This window comes from Myroides gitamensis (assembly GCF_029894455.1).
In the GTDB taxonomy this organism is placed as follows: domain Bacteria; phylum Bacteroidota; class Bacteroidia; order Flavobacteriales; family Flavobacteriaceae; genus Flavobacterium; species Flavobacterium odoratum.
Genome location: NZ_JARYHN010000001.1, coordinates 206,348 through 226,599 on the forward strand (window position 1 = coordinate 206,348; position 20,252 = coordinate 226,599).

Genomic DNA, 20,252 nt, shown 5'->3' on the forward strand with positions numbered 1-20,252 from the left:
ATTAATAAACAGCTTAAAAAAAACATCTATTTTTTCCTTGTTCTAGTTTGGTTTTACAGAATATCGTCTTATATTTGCACTCGCAATAAGCAACAAGGCCACGTGGCGCAACTGAATAGCGCATCTGATTACGGCTCAGAAGGTTGCAGGTTTGAATCCTGCCGTGGTCACAAAAAGCAAGAGGCTATTAAAAAGCCTAAAAACAAAACCCCGTCTTTTTTAGACGGGTTTTTGTTTTTTTAGAAAGCCTCATTATATCGAATCAAGTACAAAACAATTTGAATCAATATATACGAAACATTATTCGTTAGTTCCTAATACAAAAAAATCCTACTCAGATTAATCAAAGTAGGATTTATTTTTAATTTAGTATTTTAAGGTAAAGCCATTATTGCTGCTTCTAATTGTTGATAGTTTGTGGTAGAAATCAAACTATTATTCGGTATTACATAACTTGAATTATTTCCAAGAGCAGTAGAGAAAATACTATAAACATAATTTCCATTCATTTCAGCTACAAAAATAAGATGAACGTTTAAACCTACAGATGCTATATCTGAAGAAAATTTAAATGAATTTGTTCCTGAATTAAATGTATCCAATTGAAAAATCATATTATTTTGCCCTTCAACCGCTACATATACAGAAGAATTTGTTTGATCAAAATTTGATGGTACAATTACGTTTACATTGGTTTTGTCTCCTGGGAAATAAATTAATTTATCAACATTACACCATCCTAAGCTACGAGAGTTATTAATTAATATATCATACACCGGCTCCTTTTCTCTTCCATTATTAAAGACTTTTCCATCATTTTCGAAAATTAAATCATTTGGATTTGCAGGTAACCAGGTTAAATCACCATTATCATCAATATCACCATTCCATAAAACCATACCTCGAGGATCTGCATCTGAATTCTGTACATCGATATTTACTTTAATAGGACGAACTATTTCTACTTGTTCTCTTTCATATCTAATATCTATATAAAACTCGCCACCTGTTACCAATATGTCTTTTTTTCCATTGATTAAAGCCATTGTTGGTGTATTAGCTACTACCATTTTACTTTTCTCAAAAATCTCTATATAATCTATATCTAAAATACCATTAATATCTTCACCGTTTCTTGTTTTAATTGAATAAGGTGGAATTACAATATTAGATTTATTACCAGCACGAAAAATAGCACCTGTTTCTGCATAATAATAAATTCTACCTCCTCGGTTAAGGTCAACCAAAGCATTTTTTCTAAGATTTCTTAAGTTGTCATTAACCCTTAATGTTGTGTTTGAATTTGGATTTTCACTGTCAGTATTAACTGAATCCGAACTACAAGAAGTAAGCGTTAATGACAAAGTCAATAAGATAAATAAAATTTTCTTCATAATTTAAAATTTAAATTGGTAATTATTTTTAATTCTTCTTTCAATTCTACTTTTAAATAAGTAAAATCAGCTATTATATCTCATAAAATATTCCGGACTAATTTTCAAAAGATATTACAGTATTATAAATTTAGTTAAATAAAGTTAATGTACAATAGTTTGTAAAAAATATTTGAAATATATGCATAATGTGTTTGTTTTTTTAAATGATAATACATGCTTAAGTGCTAAAATATATGGTATTTCGTACTTTTGTTAATCGATTGGTAATTGCTGATTAAGATTAATTGTATGGTAAAAAGAAGAAATTGTCTAAAAAGGATAAAAACAAAGTGGGTGACCTTGTTGGGATACCCTCTTTATTTTTGTGTTTAAAGGGTAATGACATAATTATAAGAAAAGAAACTAATTTTTTTAGATCTGGAATTTGTTTTTTGAATCTTTGCAATGCGATTTAGATAGAAGTAACAGATAATCTAAAAAAATATTTTATTTTAAGTGTCTGTAAATTAGTAAGTATGCTTTAATTTGCTTTGTAAGACCTATAAAATTTACAATATAGTTTTGCTAGTTGTATCTATTTACCTATATTTGCACCCAGTTAAACAAACAGTTTGCTGTACAATAGTTGTGCAAAACACAAGTAAAAGTATGATAGCTAATTGTTTTCCATTGCAGTATGAAAAAGTAATTCTGCCGTGGTCACAAAATTAAGGCGATGTGGCGCAACTGAATAGCGCATCTGATTACGGCTCAGAAGGTTACAGGTTTGAATCCTGTCATCGTCACAAAAAGGAAAACCCTACACATTTGTGTAGGGTTTTTTTTATACAATTTAGCCAAATTGTAGATTTCGGATCAAGTACAAAACTTGGGGATAGCATAAAAAAGAGTGTTTTTTTTAAGTAAGCTTTTCCGATTCGTATGTCCTGAAGAATAAAAAAATCTCTTCCATTTTTGTCATCCTGACGAAGGAAGGAGAAGGGTCGCATCCTATACACCCTATTGCATTTATATTTTCTTAGGTAAAAAGTTTAGTCAATCTAAAGAGAAAGAATGCTTTATCTCTAACTCCCCTATACATCATTCTAAAGTATTTGATTTTAGAATGAAAAGACCCAGTAGAGGTATCGGCCCTACTGTCATTATAATAGTGTAGTATGTAGTATAGCTGTAATAATGCCGCATAAAGGCTTTATGGACTATATTGAATTGTTTTAGATTTGGATGTTCTATCTAGTTAAACTAGATATGTAGTATGAGAGTAGTTGTTAGGTATGTTTTTTTAGATATAGTGTAGTTAAAGTGTGTTAAATGTTAATTAGTTATGCTTATGTATTTAGGTTAAATTAACATTACGTATATTTAAACTAACCAATTTTTAAAATTATATATTATGAAGAAATTATTTTTAGGACTAGCGTTTTGTTTTTCAATGGGAGCATTTGCTCAAACAGAGAATACACCGCCAGATATTCCTGAGCTTTGTGAAGTAATTAATATTAATAGTGAAAATTTAGCTAGTCACTGTTGGCCTCTTTCATCTCGTTATTATGCGGCACCAGGTACTTTTAATTTTTCAATTTGCAAATCACTTTTGAATGAATATGGTGATGAAATTGCACAAATGATATTTGATAGCCTATGTGAGTATCAATCACTGCCAAACGGTGTTAAAATTGCAGGTTTTACTCCTGCTGGAGGGATAAGGGAATAGATAGTTTATAATAGTAAAAGCGACTTTTTAAAGTCGCTTTTACTATTATAACACTTTTATCATCTCAGTTGTTTCTGTAGAGCCTTTAATATACTCACAATCTGAAAAATGATTGATTAAAGAAGCGTTTTTAAGATTGGTATAAGCTACTTTGTAACCTTGGCTTTTAGCTATTTCTCCAAGTTCATTTATTAAAGCTAATAATGCTTCTTTTCTGTCTGATTCGCGGTAGTCTGGATTCGACACAACAAACTCAATCCAACATATTTTTGAATTAGTATGGTATATGAATCCTGCACAGATATTAATGCCTTCTTTTGAAAGCATAATTCTGCAGGTTCCATTGTTAGGCAATAGTTCCTGCAAAGGAGGGGAGAATCTCCACCAAGTACACCAAGAAACTAATTCTAGGTAATCTTCTTCTTTTAAAACACTAGCATTAAACATAACTTTTTACGATATTGGAGTTAATAGCAAATAATTCAATTGGCTTATCATCATTATTTATTATTTCTATATCTGTATAATACGATATATTTCTCCTCCATCTACAATATACCTATTAGAACGTAGATCGCTTAATTCGAATGGGATATATATCGGGTGCTGCTAAAGATGAAAATAAAAATGAGCATCTTTATACCATGACTGCAAAAGCATGTCAAATTTGCTAAGAAATGCGCGAAATGCTGTCGGGAGAGTAGATTACCAGTTGAATTATATAATCCAAAAGAAGCTTCTAAAAGCGATTTGATTAAGGCATAAATTATTGAAAAGCTGAATGAAAAAAGAAAAACCCAAAACAGTGAAAGTGCTTTGGGTTTGGAAAAATTAGAAGAATTTATCTTGTCAAATGTTTTTTATCTAAGGTGTAAATAAACTTAATTGTTTATTTTTAAATAATCAAGTTTAACAAAATTTATAGTAGTACTTGATATCCCCATACTATTAAGTGTTTCTTCATGTCTGTTATATTCTTCATTATTATAATATGACACTGTCCATTTAACATGAGTGTTTATATGTTTATCTAATTCCTTAAAATAAGGAAGATCTACCTTCGACATTGAATGCCCAGAAATAAATATCTCTTCAATTGTATTTAGTTGTTTAAAAAAAGATGCTTTTTGTTTAATTATTCTTTTTGTTGGTTTAAATGTTCCTTTAAAATACTTCATTATTCTATTTTTCCCTTCATCATACGAAAAGTCATCATAATTTTCATCATAATTATTATCCCATTTGTCTATTTCATCAGGGTTTAAACCATTTGGTGGTTGATGTTGTCTTACTTCAAAACTTTCTTTTAGGGGTTGTTTATTTCTGAAATATATAGTGTGAGAATAGTTGTTAGTTATTTTTTTGATATAGTATAGTTAAAGTGTATTTAATGTTAATTATTACATTTGTTTTTTTTAAGTTAAATTAACATTTGTTATATTTAACAAACCAACTTTAAAATTATTTATTATGAAAAAAATCTTATTCCTAGCCATAGGATGCGCGTTTTTTACTATTAGTTGTAGTAATGAACCTGAAAATATTGGTAATCTAAATGATAGCCATAATAAAACTGAATTGAATACAAATTCTAGTATAAGACAGAGTACAGAATACAAAGACTTTGATAAACTTTATATAGACTTTATTCATGGTAGAATTGATATCAAGCAATTTTTATACTCTACCGAAAGCTTTAATACTGCTGTGGCATTTTTACTTTCTATAGGAGAGTATAGCATGGGAGGATATACCACACAAGAAGATATCATGACCTACGTATTAACAAAATATTTAGAAATAACAAACAGTTAACAGCTATGAAAAAAATTATAACACTATTATTTGTTCTTGCATTCACTAGTACAAGTTTTGCAACTAGAATATTAACTATACGAAATTCTTCTACTGTTATTAAAAATCTTTATGCACTAGAGATGACATTTTCTGACCCAACTATAAACCCAGGACGATATCTTCATGTTGTTGTCGGTCATTATATTCAATTAAAACCTGGTGAATTTATTACATTTAGTAATTTTCATCCTACTGATATAAATGAATTTAATTATTGTCCTGCTCCATCAAGTAAATATACAATGATACGTAATCCAGAGCCGCTGCATCCTGGTGGTGGTCCTCTACCACCATTGTTTCCTTATTTACCTACTTCTGATGTTCAGTGGAGTATTCCTACATATCAGTACCCTGTGTCTTCATATAAAACAGTTAAATGTAATGAAGTTCCTCAACTACCTAGTTCACTTGGCCCACGTGCTATGTTCAGAGGATTTAAAGTTGCCAATCAAGGATCTACACCAACTAATGGAGTAGATTATTTAATAGCAAAAGGTCTAGATCATATCCATACATACCATGACATTTCAGTAAGTCAATCCTTTAATATTAGAGAAACTTTTTTACAGCTTCCTTCTAGTGCTAACCCTACTTTAGAGATACAAGAAATTATTTTTCTATAACCCCTTACCCCTTTTATTTGTAAAAGGGGTTTTTTATTACAATATCTTAACAATCTCTATTGTTTGGACAGAACCTTTAACATATTGACAATCTGAAAAGTGATTGATTAAAGAAGCGTTTTTAAGATTGGTATAAGCTACTTTGTAACCTTGGCTTTTAGCTATATCTCCAAGTTCATTTATTAAAGCTAATAATGCTTCTTTTCTGTCTGATTCGCGGTAGTCTGGATTCGACACAACAAACTCAATCCAACATATTTTTGAATTAGTATGGTATATGAATCCTGCACAGATATTAATACCTTCTTTTGAAAGCATAATTCTGCATGTTCCATTGTTAGGCAATAGTTCCTGCAAAGGAGAGGGGAATCTCCACCAAGTCCACCAAGAAACTAATTCTAGGTCATCTTCTTCTTTTAAAACACGAGCATTAAACATAACTTTTTACGATATTAGAGTTAATAGCAAATAATTCAATTGGCTTATCATCATTATTTATCATTTCTATATCCGCATAATAACCGCGTATTTCTCCTCCATCAATTCTAGCGTTTCTGCTAGATAGGATAAAGAATCCATTATAATTGTCCACTAGGTTGACATCAACTCGAATAGAGGTTTCTGATTTGTCAATTCTATTTCCAATTAAAGTGATTGATCCCCATCTAATTTAAATAGTTGATCCCCAACATTTGTAAGCTCTGAAACTCTTTTAAAGTATAAAGTATCAGAATTATTACTTTGGAAAGTTCCTATTCCTAGAGCATTTCCACTAAAATTCTCTATTTGTTCATTACCTCTTAAATAAGTAAAAATATCTATTTTCCTTTCTTTTAAAGTTTTTAGGTGTTAATGATGTCTTAGCTAAATTAATTTTAACTGAAACATTCCAAAGAGCACCTTCTTCAATGGTAAAGTTTTTTGAATATCTTATCATCTGTTTGGGCATCATTAAATACAGTACTAATTTTTGAAGGATATTTTATACTAAAATATGTTAGTTATTGGATTTGTTTTATCAATATAATAAAACAAGCATTACCTTTGTCCTACACCTGTAGGGTAAGATTTTCTACTACTACAAACAACAACAGTACACATGATTTTCGATTACCTCCAATTCTGGTTTTCTGCTTATAATGAACACGGCATTCATTCGCCTTTTGTGTTTAATTTATTGACCCGTGGACTTTACCCTGCTGATATTCGTTGGAAGGGACTATCGAGAAAAAATCAGTTCATCGATCGGTTGTTGACTTACTATAGGCCACAACAATTGGCTACATTGAATGGTGAACGCCCAAAGGAAATGAGAACAGCTATTTTGGTCGAATCCTATCATACACATCCAATACATCTTTACGACTGTATTCTCTTTCAGGGGAAGGAAGCAATTTCATGGCCTATCGTAGAAGAAGTTGCGTCAACCATGCACAATGATTCGCTTTGGATAATTGATCGCAGAAGTAAGGCTGAATCGATTGAAAAATATTGGCAAGAGGTGGTAGCATCTAACGAAATGATTGTAACTTTAGATTTCTATTATTTTGGAGTTGCTTTTAAGCGAAAAGAGCAGTTAAAACAGCATTTTAAACTGCGTTTACAACCAGATCGCGTATTCCGTTTGCTTCGCGTGTAACAAATGGATTGATTTGGACACTTATAAGAAAGAAATACGAGCATTATGTCTAAAGAGTTAATTATTGATATCAAAGCAATTAAGCGCGATTTTAAAATGGGATCGGAAACGGTAAAGGTTTTAAAAGGCGTGGATTTGCAAATTGAAAGAGGAGATTACGTCGCGCTGATGGGACCTTCTGGATCGGGTAAATCGACCTTGATGAATATTTTAGGCTGTCTGGATACCCCAACTTCTGGGTATTACAGCTTAAATGGGAAGGATGTCAGTCGATTGGACGATGATCAATTGGCAGAAATTCGAAACAAAGACATTGGTTTCGTCTTTCAAACCTTTAACCTTATGCCACGTACCACAGCTTTAGACAACGTAGCTTTGCCTATGATTTATGCTGGGAAATCAAAAGAAGAACGCAACCAAAGGGCTTCTGATGTATTGCATATGGTGGGATTAGGAGATCGAATGGATCATCATCCCAATCAATTGTCAGGGGGACAAAGACAACGTGTGGCAGTTGCGCGTGCATTGGTCAATAATCCCTCTATTATTCTAGCGGATGAACCTACAGGAAATTTAGATACTAAAACATCCATTGAAATCATGGGGTTGTTTGATGAAATTCACCGCAAAGGCAATACTGTTATCCTCGTTACGCATGAAGAAGATATTGCTGAACACGCACATCGCATTATTCGTTTGCGCGATGGGATAATCGAAAGTGATGAACGAATAAAATAAAAAGAAACGATTGGATTCTGCCTAAAGTATTGTATTTTGCTTCAACAAAACAAGACAGATTACAAAGGCAACGATGAAAATATATACTAAAACGGGTGATCAAGGTACTACAGCTTTATTTGGCGGTACACGAGTACCCAAAAATCATGTGCGAATAGAAGCGTATGGAACGGTAGATGAATTAAATTCCTATATCGGATTGATTCGCGATCAGGAAATTCCAGCATTGGAAAAGCAAACCTTGCTTGCTATTCAGCATCACTTGTTTACGGTAGGGGCTATTTTAGCGACAGATCCAGAAAAAGCCGTATTGAAAAATGGCAAAGAGCGATTGAATATTCCTAAAATCACACCCGATACCCTCGTTTTTTTAGAAGATGAAATTGATCGAATGGAGGAAAAATTAGCTCCTATGACACATTTTATTCTGCCTGGCGGACATACAACGGTGTCATTCTGTCATATTGCACGTTGTGTTTGTCGTAGATCAGAGCGTTTGTCAGTACAATTGGATCAAGAAGAACCCGTAGAACCCGAAGTTTTGATGTACTTAAACCGACTTTCTGACTATCTATTTGTATTGGCACGAAAGTTGACTTTTGATTTACAAGCGGATGAGATTAAATGGATACCTGAAAAGTTGAAATAACCCAGTAAAATCAGTCGTTTTTTGTTGTGATTAAGCAGGACGTTCTTTAATATTAGTGAAATACTATGAAAAAAGCTTGCTTATTTCATAATAAAATTTATTTTTGCAATAAAATTTAAAAAAGGTTAAGAGATGTATTGGACATTAGAATTGGCATCTTATTTAAGTGATGCTCCATGGCCTGCTACTAAAGATGAGTTAATAGATTATGCTATTAGAACAGGCGCACCCCTTGAAGTAGTAGAAAATTTACAATCCATCGAAGATGAAGGAGAAATCTATGAATCTATGGAAGAAATTTGGCCAGACTATCCTACGGACGAAGATTATCTTTGGAACGAGGATGAGTATTAATATAGAAAAAAGCCTTCTTCAAGGCTTTTTTTTGTTTATTTTAGCAAGTAAAAAAGAGTAAAAATATATAAACTTATGAGTCTTATAAATACCATATTAAAGGTTTTTGTCGGCGATAAATCTGAACGAGATATCAAAGAAATAAAACCTCTAATTGAAAAAATTAAAACGTATGAATCGTCTTTATCTGGTTTGTCAAATGACGAATTAAGAGCGAAGACTATCTATTTTAAAGAGAAAATTCAACAATCTAGAGCCGGTCAAGATGCTAAGATTGCTTCGTACAAAGAAGAAATCGAGAAGACTCAAGATATCGATAAAAGAGAAGCAATCTACGCAAGTATTGATAGCTTAGAAAAAGAAGCGTACGACAATACTGAAAAAGTATTGATGGACATCTTACCAGAAGCTTTTGCAGTTGTGAAAGAAACAGCAAAGCGTTTCAAAGAAAACGAAACGGTTGTGGTATCGGCTTCAGAAAAAGACATGGAATTTGCACAAAACAAGCCGTATGTTAGCATTGCTGACGGAAAAGCAAGTTGGGCAAATAAATGGTCTGCTGCAGGGAAGGAAGTAACTTGGGATATGATTCACTACGATGTTCAGTTAATCGGAGGTATTGTATTACACCAAGGTAAAATTGCAGAGATGCAAACAGGGGAGGGTAAAACATTGGTAGCAACCTTGCCTTTATATTTAAATGCATTAACTGGAAACGGAGTACACTTAGTTACCGTGAATGACTACCTTGCTAAAAGGGATAGTCAGTGGAAAGCACCTTTATTTGAGTTCCACGGTATGACAGTTGACTGTATCGATAACCACCAACCAAACTCTCCAGGAAGAAGAGCGGCTTATGCTGCTGATATCACGTACGGAACAAATAATGAATTTGGTTTCGACTACTTGAGAGATAATATGGCACATACGCCAGAAGAATTAGTGCAACGCGTACACAACTATGCTATTGTCGATGAGGTCGATTCAGTATTAGTGGATGACGCTAGAACGCCATTGATTATTTCTGGACCAGTTCCTCAAGGTGATCGTCACGAGTTTAATGAGCTAAAACCAAAAGTAGCTAACCTAGTTGAAATCCAACGTAAATTAGCGAATAACTTCTTGGCAGATGCAAAAAAATTAATCCGCGAAGGAAATACAAAAGAAGGTGGATTCTTATTGTTAAGAGCATACCGAAGCTTACCTAAAAATAAAGCCCTAATTAAATTCTTAAGTGAAGAAGGGGTAAAACAATTGCTTCAAAAAACAGAAAACCACTACATGCAGGACAACAATAGAGAAATGCATAAAGTGGATGAGGCTTTGTACTTCGTGATTGAAGAGAAAAATAATCAAGTGCAATTGACAGATAATGGAATCAAATTCTTATCGCAAGATACAGATGAGTATTTCTTCGTATTACCAGATATCGGAACAGAAGTAGCTCGTATTGAAAGCCAAAATTTATCAAGAGAAGAAGAAGCAATTGCAAAAGAGCGTTTATTCCAAGACTTTGGAGTAAAAAGCGAGCGTATTCACACGTTAAATCAATTGTTGAAAGCTTATACTGTATTTGAAAAAGATACAGAATACGTTGTAATCGATAATAAGATTTTAATCGTAGATGAGCAAACTGGTCGTATCATGGATGGACGTCGTTATTCAGACGGATTACACCAAGCGATCGAGGCGAAAGAAAACGTAAAAATCGAAGCAGCTACACAAACATTTGCAACGATTACGTTACAGAACTACTTCCGTATGTACAAGAAATTGGGAGGTATGACTGGTACGGCTATTACAGAAGCAGGAGAGTTCTTGCAAATCTATAAATTAGACGTAGTTGAAATTCCAACAAACAGAGGAATTGCTCGTAAAGATAAAGAAGATAAAATTTTCCGTTCAGTACGTGAAAAATATAAAGCAGTTATTGATGATGTAGTAGAATTATCACAAGCAGGTCGCCCTGTATTAATTGGTACTACTTCAGTTGAGATTTCTGAGTTATTGAGTAGGTCGTTAAAAATGCGTGGTATTCAACACAACGTATTGAATGCGAAATTACACAAACAAGAGGCTCAAATTGTTGAAGAAGCTGGAAAACCAGGTATTGTAACAATTGCAACTAACATGGCTGGTCGTGGTACGGATATTAAACTTTCTCAAGAAGTAAAAGACAAAGGAGGTTTAGCAATTATTGGTACAGAGCGTCATGATTCAAGACGTGTTGACCGTCAGTTAAGAGGTCGTGCAGGACGTCAAGGAGATCCAGGAAGTTCTCAATTCTATGTGTCATTAGAAGATAACCTAATGCGTTTATTCGGATCAGAGCGTGTAGCGAAGATTATGGATAGAATGGGATTAGAAGAAGGAGAAGTAATCCAACATTCGATGATGACCAAATCAATCGAAAGAGCACAGAAAAAAGTAGAAGAGAACAACTTCGGTATTCGTAAGCGTTTATTAGAATATGATGACGTGATGAATGCACAACGTGAGGTAATTTACAAACGTAGAAAACACGCGTTGTTTGGAGATCGTCTAAAAGTGGATATCGCGAATATGATGTATGATTTATGTGAGCGTATTAGCGAAACAAACAAAATGGCGAATGACTTCAAAAACTTAGATATGGATATGATCCGCAACTTCGGTATTAACGACGTTGTAACAGAAGATCAATTCAATAAAGATGATGTTGTTACATTAGCAAATAGATTATACGATAAAGCGTTTACTTCTTACCGCGAAAAAGGACAGCGCAGTGCTGCTGAAGCGTTCAAGGTAATTAAAAACGTATACGAGAATCAAGATAATAATTTCGAGCGTATTGTTGTTCCATTTACAGATGGTATGAAAACAATGAACGTCGTGACAAACTTAGAAACAGCATACAGCACACAAGGAATGAGTCTAATTGACGATTTTGAAAAGAATGTTGTATTGTCAATTTTAGATGAGGCGTGGAAGAAACACCTTAGAAAAATGGACGAATTGAAACAATCTGTTCAGTTAGCTGTTCACGAACAAAAAGATCCATTGTTGATCTATAAGTTTGAAGCATTCGAATTGTTTAAGAAAACAATTGCTGAAATGGATGCAGAAATAACTTCATTCTTGACGAAAGCGGACTTACCAGTTCAGCCAACACAAGAGGAAGCACAAGCATAATTTTAGCTTATTCCATACAATAGGGCTCTTACTATAAGAGCCCTTTTTTTATGGTAAGAGGATGTTAAGACTAGACTTCTTATGTTCTAGCGCTTAATTAATTTGTAAATTTATAGAACAAACAAAAATTAGATTACGATGACTATTTTTAGTAAACCATTTACAACAAAATACGGTACAGCACCTTTCTCACAGATAAAAATTACGGATTATAAACCTGCATTTGATGAAGCTATTGCACAGTCAAAAGCAGATATCGAAGCGATTACTTCAAATCCGGAACTCCCAACATTTGAAAATACAATAGAAGCATTGGCATTCTCTGGTATGGAGTTGGATATTTTAGCGAGTATCTTCTTCAACTTAAATTCAGCTGAAACCAATGATGAGATGCAACAAATTGCACAGGAAGTAGCACCTTTACTTGCTGAACTAGGCAATGATATTTTGTTGAATGAACAATTGTTTTTGCGCGTTAAAGCCGTTTATGAACAATTGAATCAGTTGGAATTAACTACGGAACAACAAACCTTGTTGACCAAGAATTACAAGAACTTTGTACGCAATGGAGCGCTACTGTCAGAAGAGGAAAAGAATAGAGTACGAGCAATTGATGCAGAATTAGCGACGACTTCTTTAAAATTTGGAGAAAATGTATTGGCAGAAACGCATAACTATCAGTTGCATATCACGGATGAAGCCGATTTAAAAGGATTGCCAGAAGGAGCGATTGAGGAAGCACAAGCATTAGCCAAACAAGAAAATAAAACAGGATGGATTTTTACTTTGGATTATCCAAGTTATATTCCGTTTATGACGTATGCAGAAAATAGAGCATTGCGTAAAGAATTGGCAATTGCAGCGGGGACAAAAGCCTTTAAAGCAAATGAATTTAATAATGAAACGCATGTGTTAACCATCGCAAAATTAAGACATGAACGCGCTACTATTTTAGGGTATGCTACCCATGCTGATTTTGTATTAGAGGAGCGTATGGCGCAATCGCCAATGAAGGTGAATACTTTTTTAGAAGACTTATTATTAAAAGCAAAACCTGCTGCGGATAAAGAATTTGAGGAGCTAACGGCTTTTGCGAAACAATTAGACGGACTTGATCATTTAGAAAAATGGGATGGGAGCTATTATGCAGAAAAATTAAAACAAGAGCGTTTTAATTTAGATGATGAAATCTTAAAACCTTATTTTCAATTAGAAAATGTATTAGATGGTGCTTTTCAGGTAGCCAATAAACTGTATGGACTTATTTTTACAGAGGTTTTTGATATTGAAAAATACCACGATGAGGTGCGTACGTTTGAAGTTACCAATGAAGAAGGAGAATTTGTCGCTGTTTTTTATACTGATTTCTTTCCGCGTAAAGGAAAGCGCAACGGAGCTTGGATGACGTCATTCAAAAATCAGTACATCAAACAAGGGGTCAATGAAAGACCGCATATTTCTATTGTGTGTAATTTCACCAAACCAACAGCAACTAAGCCATCTTTATTGACTTTTAATGAAGTGACAACCTTATTCCATGAATTTGGTCATGCGTTACACGGAATGCTCGCTAATACAACCTATCCGTCTTTATCAGGAACAAATGTGTATTGGGACTTCGTAGAATTACCAAGTCAGATTTTAGAGAATTGGTGCTACGAAAAAGAAACCTTAGCCTTGTTTGCAAAACATTATCAAACAGGAGAATTGATTCCGATGGAATTTGTAGAAAAAATCAAAGAAAGTGCTTCTTTCTTAGAGGGAATGGCAACGGTACGACAATTGAGTTTTGGTTTGCTTGATATGGGTTGGCATGGACAGAATCCTACTAAAATCACGAATTTAAAAGCATTCGAAGTAGAGCAGTTTAAAGCGACTCAACAATATCCAGATGTGGCAGAAAATGCAATGAGTACTTCTTTTTCGCATATTTTCCAAGGAGGGTATTCTTCGGGATACTATAGTTACAAATGGGCAGAAGTTTTAGATGCGGATGCATTTGCGTACTTCAAAGAAAAGGGAATTTTCAATAAAGAAGTAGCTACAGCATTTAAAGATCATGTATTATCACAAGGAGGAACAGATCATCCGATGACCTTATATATAAAGTTTAGAGGACAAGAACCAACACCAGAAGCGTTATTGCGAAGAGCTGGTTTATTAGCATAAATGATATAAAATGAAAAAGAGTTCCTAAAAATTGGGAACTCTTTTTTACACTTAACAACATCACTTTTCTTTTTTCAACTTATCTTTTATCCCTAAGGGATTTTTTTTGCTTTATTTCTCTGTTAAAAACACAACGAGAAGAAAGATTTAACGAGGTAAATACCTTTTTAGGTTAAATCTATAAATCAAATATAAGTAAAAACTAATTTATTAACAAATAAAAAAGAAAAAAATCATCAATTCTGATTTGAACTTTTTTATAATGGATTGTAAATTATAAAAAAATAGTTAAATGATTTCTGTTTTTAGAGAAAGCATTCCTCATTATACACATAAGTATCAATGGTAGTAGGCAAATTCTTTGTTTTTTTAAGTTCTTCTTGCAAAAATGACAAAGACTCCTCTTGGTCGTCTGTCGGGTTGGCTTTTAGATCCGCTATCTCTTCTTTCAAACTAGCTTGTGTATGCTGTTTTGTTTCTACCAATAATTGTTCCGCTAATTGGAGGATTCCTGTAAAGGTTAGTCCATTTACTTTATTACAATAAACGGCATGCCATTCATCAAAATTAATTTCATCATCTTCCGTATATAAATCAACAGTTTCAGCGATTTTGTTTGATACAATTTGAATTGCTTTTTGTAAACGCTGTTGATCAGGTTCATTGAGCATATTCAGCATTGTTTCTTCTGAAGCCGCGTATAATTCAGGATTCGTACCGTTGAGTTTCAATTCTTCCTGTTCATCTGTTTTGGTTTCAACTGGTGTTGTTTCCTTGTTTTCTACGCTTGTTGTATGGGGAACGGGCTGTTCTACTTCAGCCGTATTTTTGGAAGTACATGCCAAGCATAAACCAAGAAATAGGCCAAGAAGTAGGCTCATTGTTGCGATTCTTTTGCGCATAGTTTTTATTTGCAAAATTAGGAGAATTCACAAAATGAGAAAATAAAATACACAAAAAAGGTGCTGCTTAGCAACACCTTTTCGTTATGAATTAATTCCAGGTTCCGAATTTACCTGTGTTAAAATCGTCAAAAGCTTGTAGTAATTCTTCTTGAGTATTCATTACAAATGGGCCATAATGCGCGATAGGTTCTTTGATTGGAAGGCCTGCTAGAACTAATACAACAGCATCTGCTGTTACTTCTACAGTGAATTGCTCTCCATCATGTGCCATAACGGCAACGTGATCTTGTTGTACATCCGATCCGTTTACTTTAATACTTCCTTCTAATACTAATAACAAAGTGTTATAGGTAGTAGGGAATTCATAAGTAACCTGTGCACCTGCTTTTGCTTTTAAGTTAGACATGTGGATGGGAGTAAAAGTTGTAGCAGGGCCTTTTACTCCCTGATATTCACCTGCGATTACTTCGATAAATCCTTGTCCATCTGCAAGCGTATAATGGGGCATTTGTGCATTTTCTATCGCTTGATATTGGGGTTGTCCTTTTTTTGCTTCAGCAGGAAGATTCACCCACAATTGAACCATCTGAAATTCACCTCCAGTTTTACTCCATTCTGTTTCGTGAAACTCTTTGTGTAAAACACCAGAGGCAGCAGTCATCCATTGTACATCACCTTCTCCAATGATTCCACCACCACCACTGCTATCACCGTGTTCAACACGTCCTTTATAAGCGATTGTTACGGTCTCAAAACCTTTATGTGGATGGACACCAACCCCTCTTGGAATTTCACTCGGTCCAAAGTGATATTTGGAGTTGTAGTCAAACATAATGAAGGGATCCATGCGTTGCATACTCATTCCTGGAACACCTGGAATAAAATTGTGTACTCTAAAACCATCTCCTACAAAATGTGCAGGTCTTGGTGCTGCGATTTGTTCAATATTTTTTGTTTTCATATCCTTTTTATTTTATACTCAAAGTTACCTCATTATGAATGAAAATTACTTAATCTAAAACAAGAACGGAAAAGGGAAAATGAGGGCAGGGGCAAATGGTATTCGCCTTTGTGTATAAGAGGATTGTTGATAAAAGAAGAATCAATGAAAAATAAAAAAACGAAAGACTTGCAGCCGCAAATCTTTCGTTTTTTATCAAGGAAGAAATAAGGTTAGGGTTGATAAACTTCACCCAAATTTTATTTCTTTTTTCTTTCCACTTATTTAGAAGATCCAATGTGTCGCATTGCATCTCGAACCATCTGAAAAAGTTCAGAAGAATAAACGAAATCCACGACATCTTCATTGTCTGTTTGGATAATCTCTTTATTATTTCCAGACCAAGCCAATACACCATTCTTTAAGAATACGATGTGTTCTCCAATTTCCAACACCGAGTTCATATCGTGTGTATTAATTACAGTTGTAATATCGTATTCGTGGGTGATTTCTTGAATCAAGTTGTCAATGACGATTGCTGTTTTTGGATCTAATCCAGAGTTTGGTTCGTCACAGAATAAATATTTAGGGTTGTTTACGATTGCACGAGCAATGGCTACCCTTTTTTGCATTCCTCCAGATATTTCCGAAGGTTTCTTTTTATTGGCATTGATTAATTTGACGCGGTCAATTACCTCATTTACACGATGCATGATTTCTTTATCGCTTTTGTTGGTAAACATGCGCAAAGGGAAAGCAATATTTTCTTCCACTGTCATGGAATCAAAAAGAGCACTTCCTTGGAATACCATTCCAATTTCCGTACGCAAATCACGGCGTTGATTTTTATTCATATCGGCATAATCCCTTCCATCAAATAGAATTTGTCCATTGTCATGCGCGTGAATACCCAAGAGTGTTTTCAAGAAAACCGTTTTTCCTGAACCACTTTGTCCGATGATTAAATTGGTTTTTCCTGTTTCAAACGTCGTGGTAATTCCCTTCAAAACCTTATTGCCATTAAAAGACTTTTCTATGTTTGTTACTTCAATCATCTTGCTAATTACTTAAAAGGAGAGAGGTTAATATATAGTTTGTTAGGATAATTGCCACACTCGTCCATACGAAAGCAGTGGTACTTGCCTTTCCTACTTCTAGTGCACCACCTTTCATGTAGTATCCAAAGTAAGAAGGAATAGTCGCTAATAAGAAACCAAAAAGAGTTGTTTTGATAAACGCATACGTAATGTGAAACGGAATAAAACTATCTTGTAATCCAGTGATAAATTGCTCCGAAGATACAAAGTTACCCATAACACCACCGAACCATCCACCTAAAACACCTAGGAACATACTGATACCAATAACGAAAGGATATAACAAAACAGCAACCATTTTAGGGAAAACAAGGTAGTTCAATGAACTAACTCCCATTACCTCTAAGGCATCAATTTGTTCCGTAACACGCATGGTACCAATACTCGATGTGATAAAAGATCCCATTTTTTCCCGCCATAATGATGGAGATGAAGGTAGGGGCAAATTCTAAGATAACCGATTGTCTGGTTGCAAATCCAATAAGATATTTAGGAATTAAAGGATTGGTTAAGTTTAAGGCTGTCTGAATAGCAACAACACCTCCAACGAAAAAAGATAAGAAGCACACAATACCCAAAGAACCAATGATTAAATCGTCTATTTCTTTGAATATGAGCTCCTTCATTACTTTCCACTTAGTCATTTTGCTAAAAATTTCTTTTAGCATAATAAAGTACTGACCAATATTTGTTAATCCAGTTTTTATCATAAAAAATAAATATCGGCTAAATTACCAATTACAAATGAGTTTTTAGGTTTATAAGGTCAAAAATCTACTAAAACAACTTGGACTTTATTTTAGCCCAACGGTATTGACGAATAAATTTTCCTTGTTCTTCTGTGACTAAGTAAGGTTCTTGCTTTGCTTTTGCTTTAAAGTATCCTTTGATGTAATCGAGAAACAATAGGGGTTTTCCTTTTTTGGAAGCTAACTTTAAACTAGCGATGAGCGTAATCAATAAACCATAGTGCAGGCGGTAAAAGGCTTCCCCCTGTTTATAACGAGCCGTTTGGTCGTATTGAGCCCCTGTTGGTTTGAGGTGTTTGATTTGTAAATCTTGACGCACAAGAATCTCCCAATGATAGTATCGGCAGAGTAATTCATCAACCGTATCCCATCCCATCTCAGGTTTGAGTCCACCAATCTGCTGAAAACACGCCTTTCGATAGGCTTTGAATGCCCCGCGAATATGGTCTTTATCCGTTAAGTTTTCGACAATCCAATTGTTGTTCTTTTCGATTAATGCGATACCTCCAGCCATACCGAGTTTGGGATTGTCTAGAAAGGCAGATACAATGGAAGCAAAATAATCAGGCGGAAGAATTAAATCAGCATCCAATTTTACGATGATATCATAGGCTATCGATTCAGGTAGTAGGGATAAACCATAATTGAAGGCTTGAACCACTTTACTTCCTGGCAAATGAATTGCAGCGGATGATTTCGTGGTTAGGTGTAACCAAGGATATTGTGTAGTAAATGATTCTACAAGGGATGCTGTTTGGTCTGTTGAATTATCATTGACCACCAACACCCATTCAGGAAGTAAGGTTTGAGCCGCTAAACTCTGCAAGGTTTTTGCAATATAAGAGGCTTCATTGTAAGCGGGAATAATAACAATATACTTCATGAAATAGGATATTTACAACTGCGGTTTTTTTTAAAATGAAATCTTTTAGCATGCAATTACACAAAAATATAAAAAAATGTAGTTAAGCATCGAATAGCCAGTATATTTGTAGATACGAATCAAGGAAACAAGTACAATGGGGAATGGTATTTCAACCAAACAAGCTTTTTTATTTACGCTAATTAATTATTTAGGCGTATTGATTGGCGTTGTTTCAACGATTTTAATCTATCCGCAAGACAAAGAAATGCTGGGGATTATTCGTTTTGTTGATGCCTGCGCTCAAATCATGTACCCTATTATTGTTTTAGGAAGTACACATGCATTGATTAATTTCTATCCTCAATTAACAGAAAAATTACAGCATAAACTCTTTAGTTATAGCTTGATTTCTTTAGCAAAATTGGCCGGCTGGGTTGGGATTTCTTTGGTTGTTATCCGATTCTTTTATGCAGATGCCTCGTTTAAATATGTAGCTTTTGCCTTTCCATTGGCTATTGCAATGGCTTATATTGAGCTATTTCGCAGACAAGCAACAAACCTGCAAAAGATATCCTTTCCTACTTTCTTTGAGAAGATTATTCCCAAAATAACCTTACCCAGTATCTTTTTGTTAGCGTTGTATACCACAACGACAATCGATCAAGGCTTGATTTTGTATATTGTGAGTTATGGGTTAATCACCGCTGTAATAGGAATCTATATTTATAAGCTATATCCTTATCATATTAGTAAAAAGTACGATGATTTATTTGATAAGGTAAAGAAAAGGGACTATTACGCCTATAGTTTATTTGCCTTTGCGGGTAGTTTTGGTTCTTTTTTTGCGTTTCGCGTAGACTCCTTGATGATTCCGTATTTCATTTCTTATGAGGCAAATGGAACCTATAATATTGGGGTAACTTTAGCCTCAACCTTAGCGATTCCCGCTACAGGTGTCTTTGCGTTGTACGCACCTGTTATCTCAGATTTGATTAAAAATGTACAGCTCAAAAAGCTCAATGAGAAATACAAAGAGGTAGCCCGTGTCATGTTTTTTATCGGAATGTTATTGTTCTCTTGTGTAGCTGTAGGGATTGATCCTTTGTTTCGCGTATTGCCCACTTATGATAAATTGGCTCCTTCTATTCCAATTATCTATTTATTAGGCGTCAATGGAGTAATCAATATGTCGACAGGATTTAATTCAGAGATTATTTCCTATTCCAAATACTACCGTTTTAATTTAATCTCCATTCTGTTTTTAATGGTACTGAATGTCGGTATGAATCTTTTGGTTTTTAACCCAAACGGATTATGGTATTTTTGGTGTTGGATTAGCTTCCTTACTTAGTTTAACCCTATTTAATGTAGGAAAGGTGATTTAC

Annotated in this window: 18 protein-coding genes, 2 tRNA genes and 2 pseudogenes; 12 read left to right on the top strand and 10 right to left on the bottom strand. The window is 34.2% G+C overall.

Annotation, left to right across the window (positions count from 1 at the left end; translation table 11 throughout):
- The first annotated feature begins 96 nt into the window (after nt 1-96).
- A tRNA-Arg gene (locus M2306_RS00980) sits at nt 97-170 on the top strand.
- A gap of 204 nt (nt 171-374) precedes the next feature.
- Here the strand turns inward: M2306_RS00980 and M2306_RS00985 are convergent.
- Nucleotides 375-1,394, bottom strand: coding sequence for a hypothetical protein (locus tag M2306_RS00985; protein WP_259189143.1), 1,020 nt, complete (start codon nt 1,392-1,394; stop codon nt 375-377).
- Nucleotides 1,395-2,108: 714 nt separating this feature from the next.
- Here M2306_RS00985 and M2306_RS00990 point away from each other — a divergent pair.
- Both M2306_RS00990 and M2306_RS00995 read left to right on the top strand, forming a co-directional pair.
- Nucleotides 2,109-2,182, top strand: a tRNA-Arg gene (locus tag M2306_RS00990).
- Between the two features lie 608 nt (nt 2,183-2,790).
- Nucleotides 2,791-3,111: a hypothetical protein gene (locus tag M2306_RS00995; protein ID WP_259189142.1), complete on the top strand. Its 321-nt coding sequence runs from the start codon at nt 2,791-2,793 to the stop codon at nt 3,109-3,111.
- Between the two features lie 45 nt (nt 3,112-3,156).
- Here M2306_RS00995 and M2306_RS01000 read toward each other — a convergent pair whose 3' ends face one another.
- Both M2306_RS01000 and M2306_RS01005 read right to left on the bottom strand, forming a co-directional pair.
- Nucleotides 3,157-3,558, bottom strand: coding sequence for a hypothetical protein (locus M2306_RS01000; protein WP_259189141.1), 402 nt, complete (start codon nt 3,556-3,558; stop codon nt 3,157-3,159).
- Between the two features lie 434 nt (nt 3,559-3,992).
- Nucleotides 3,993-4,478, bottom strand: a complete 486-nt coding sequence (locus M2306_RS01005; RefSeq protein WP_498882911.1) for an AbiH family protein — start codon at nt 4,476-4,478, stop codon at nt 3,993-3,995.
- A gap of 103 nt (nt 4,479-4,581) precedes the next feature.
- Here M2306_RS01005 and M2306_RS01010 point away from each other — a divergent pair, with 103 nt between their 5' ends.
- Both M2306_RS01010 and M2306_RS01015 read left to right on the top strand, forming a co-directional pair.
- Entirely contained in the window at nt 4,582-4,926 is a 345-nt protein-coding gene (locus M2306_RS01010; protein WP_259189140.1) for a hypothetical protein, read from the top strand.
- Nucleotides 4,927-4,931: 5 nt separating this feature from the next.
- On the top strand, nt 4,932-5,591 hold the full coding sequence (locus M2306_RS01015) for a hypothetical protein (protein ID WP_115091279.1): 660 nt from the start codon (nt 4,932-4,934) through the stop codon (nt 5,589-5,591).
- A 36-nt stretch (nt 5,592-5,627) separates the two neighbouring features.
- Here the strand turns inward: M2306_RS01015 and M2306_RS01020 are convergent, their stop codons facing one another.
- On the bottom strand, nt 5,628-6,029 hold the full coding sequence (locus M2306_RS01020) for a hypothetical protein (RefSeq protein ID WP_259189138.1): 402 nt from the start codon (nt 6,027-6,029) through the stop codon (nt 5,628-5,630).
- Between the two features lie 467 nt (nt 6,030-6,496).
- Nucleotides 6,497-6,577 (bottom strand): hypothetical protein, encoded by an 81-nt coding sequence (locus M2306_RS01025; protein ID WP_498882912.1) that lies wholly within the window; start codon nt 6,575-6,577, stop codon nt 6,497-6,499.
- A 113-nt stretch (nt 6,578-6,690) separates the two neighbouring features.
- On the opposite strand from M2306_RS01025, the gene M2306_RS01030 reads away from it, so the two are divergent.
- The 6 genes and pseudogenes from M2306_RS01030 (at nt 6,691) to M2306_RS01055 (ending at nt 14,311) form a co-directional block, all read left to right on the top strand.
- Nucleotides 6,691-7,230: a hypothetical protein gene (locus tag M2306_RS01030; RefSeq protein ID WP_115091275.1), complete on the top strand. Its 540-nt coding sequence runs from the start codon at nt 6,691-6,693 to the stop codon at nt 7,228-7,230.
- Between the two features lie 45 nt (nt 7,231-7,275).
- Entirely contained in the window at nt 7,276-7,968 is a 693-nt protein-coding gene (locus M2306_RS01035; RefSeq protein WP_002986945.1) for an ABC transporter ATP-binding protein, read from the top strand.
- Between the two features lie 73 nt (nt 7,969-8,041).
- Nucleotides 8,042-8,617 carry a cob(I)yrinic acid a,c-diamide adenosyltransferase gene (locus M2306_RS01040; protein ID WP_259189137.1) on the top strand — a complete coding sequence of 192 codons (576 nt, stop codon included), beginning with the start codon at nt 8,042-8,044 and terminating at the stop codon, nt 8,615-8,617.
- 132 nt (nt 8,618-8,749) lie between these two features.
- On the top strand, nt 8,750-8,971 hold the full coding sequence (locus M2306_RS01045; RefSeq protein ID WP_002986941.1) for a DUF2795 domain-containing protein: 222 nt from the start codon (nt 8,750-8,752) through the stop codon (nt 8,969-8,971).
- Between the two features lie 75 nt (nt 8,972-9,046).
- A pseudogene (gene secA, locus M2306_RS01050) lies at nt 9,047-12,115 on the top strand (preprotein translocase subunit SecA); the annotation flags it as partial.
- Between the two features lie 165 nt (nt 12,116-12,280).
- A complete protein-coding gene (locus M2306_RS01055; RefSeq protein ID WP_259189131.1) occupies nt 12,281-14,311 on the top strand; it encodes a M3 family metallopeptidase in 2,031 nt (676 codons plus the stop codon).
- A gap of 305 nt (nt 14,312-14,616) precedes the next feature.
- On the opposite strand, the gene M2306_RS01060 is transcribed toward M2306_RS01055, so the two are convergent.
- From M2306_RS01060 to M2306_RS01080, 5 genes and pseudogenes are all read right to left on the bottom strand, one after another.
- Entirely contained in the window at nt 14,617-15,213 is a 597-nt protein-coding gene (locus tag M2306_RS01060; RefSeq protein ID WP_259189130.1) for a hypothetical protein, read from the bottom strand.
- A 91-nt stretch (nt 15,214-15,304) separates the two neighbouring features.
- On the bottom strand, nt 15,305-16,177 hold the full coding sequence (locus tag M2306_RS01065) for a pirin family protein (protein ID WP_115091259.1): 873 nt from the start codon (nt 16,175-16,177) through the stop codon (nt 15,305-15,307).
- Nucleotides 16,178-16,437: 260 nt separating this feature from the next.
- Complete coding sequence (locus M2306_RS01070) at nt 16,438-17,211, bottom strand: ABC transporter ATP-binding protein (protein WP_115091257.1); 774 nt, start codon at nt 17,209-17,211, stop codon at nt 16,438-16,440.
- A 4-nt stretch (nt 17,212-17,215) separates the two neighbouring features.
- Nucleotides 17,216-17,963 (bottom strand): annotated as a pseudogene (locus M2306_RS01075) (MlaE family ABC transporter permease).
- Between the two features lie 67 nt (nt 17,964-18,030).
- Nucleotides 18,031-18,885 carry a glycosyltransferase family 2 protein gene (locus M2306_RS01080; RefSeq protein WP_259189129.1) on the bottom strand — a complete coding sequence of 285 codons (855 nt, stop codon included), beginning with the start codon at nt 18,883-18,885 and terminating at the stop codon, nt 18,031-18,033.
- A gap of 136 nt (nt 18,886-19,021) precedes the next feature.
- On the opposite strand from M2306_RS01080, the gene M2306_RS01085 reads away from it, so the two are divergent.
- The gene (locus M2306_RS01085) at nt 19,022-20,218 is read left to right on the top strand and encodes a lipopolysaccharide biosynthesis protein (RefSeq protein ID WP_498882729.1); all 1,197 of its coding nucleotides are present in this window, start codon (nt 19,022-19,024) and stop codon (nt 20,216-20,218) included.
- Nucleotides 20,219-20,252 lie beyond the last annotated feature (34 nt).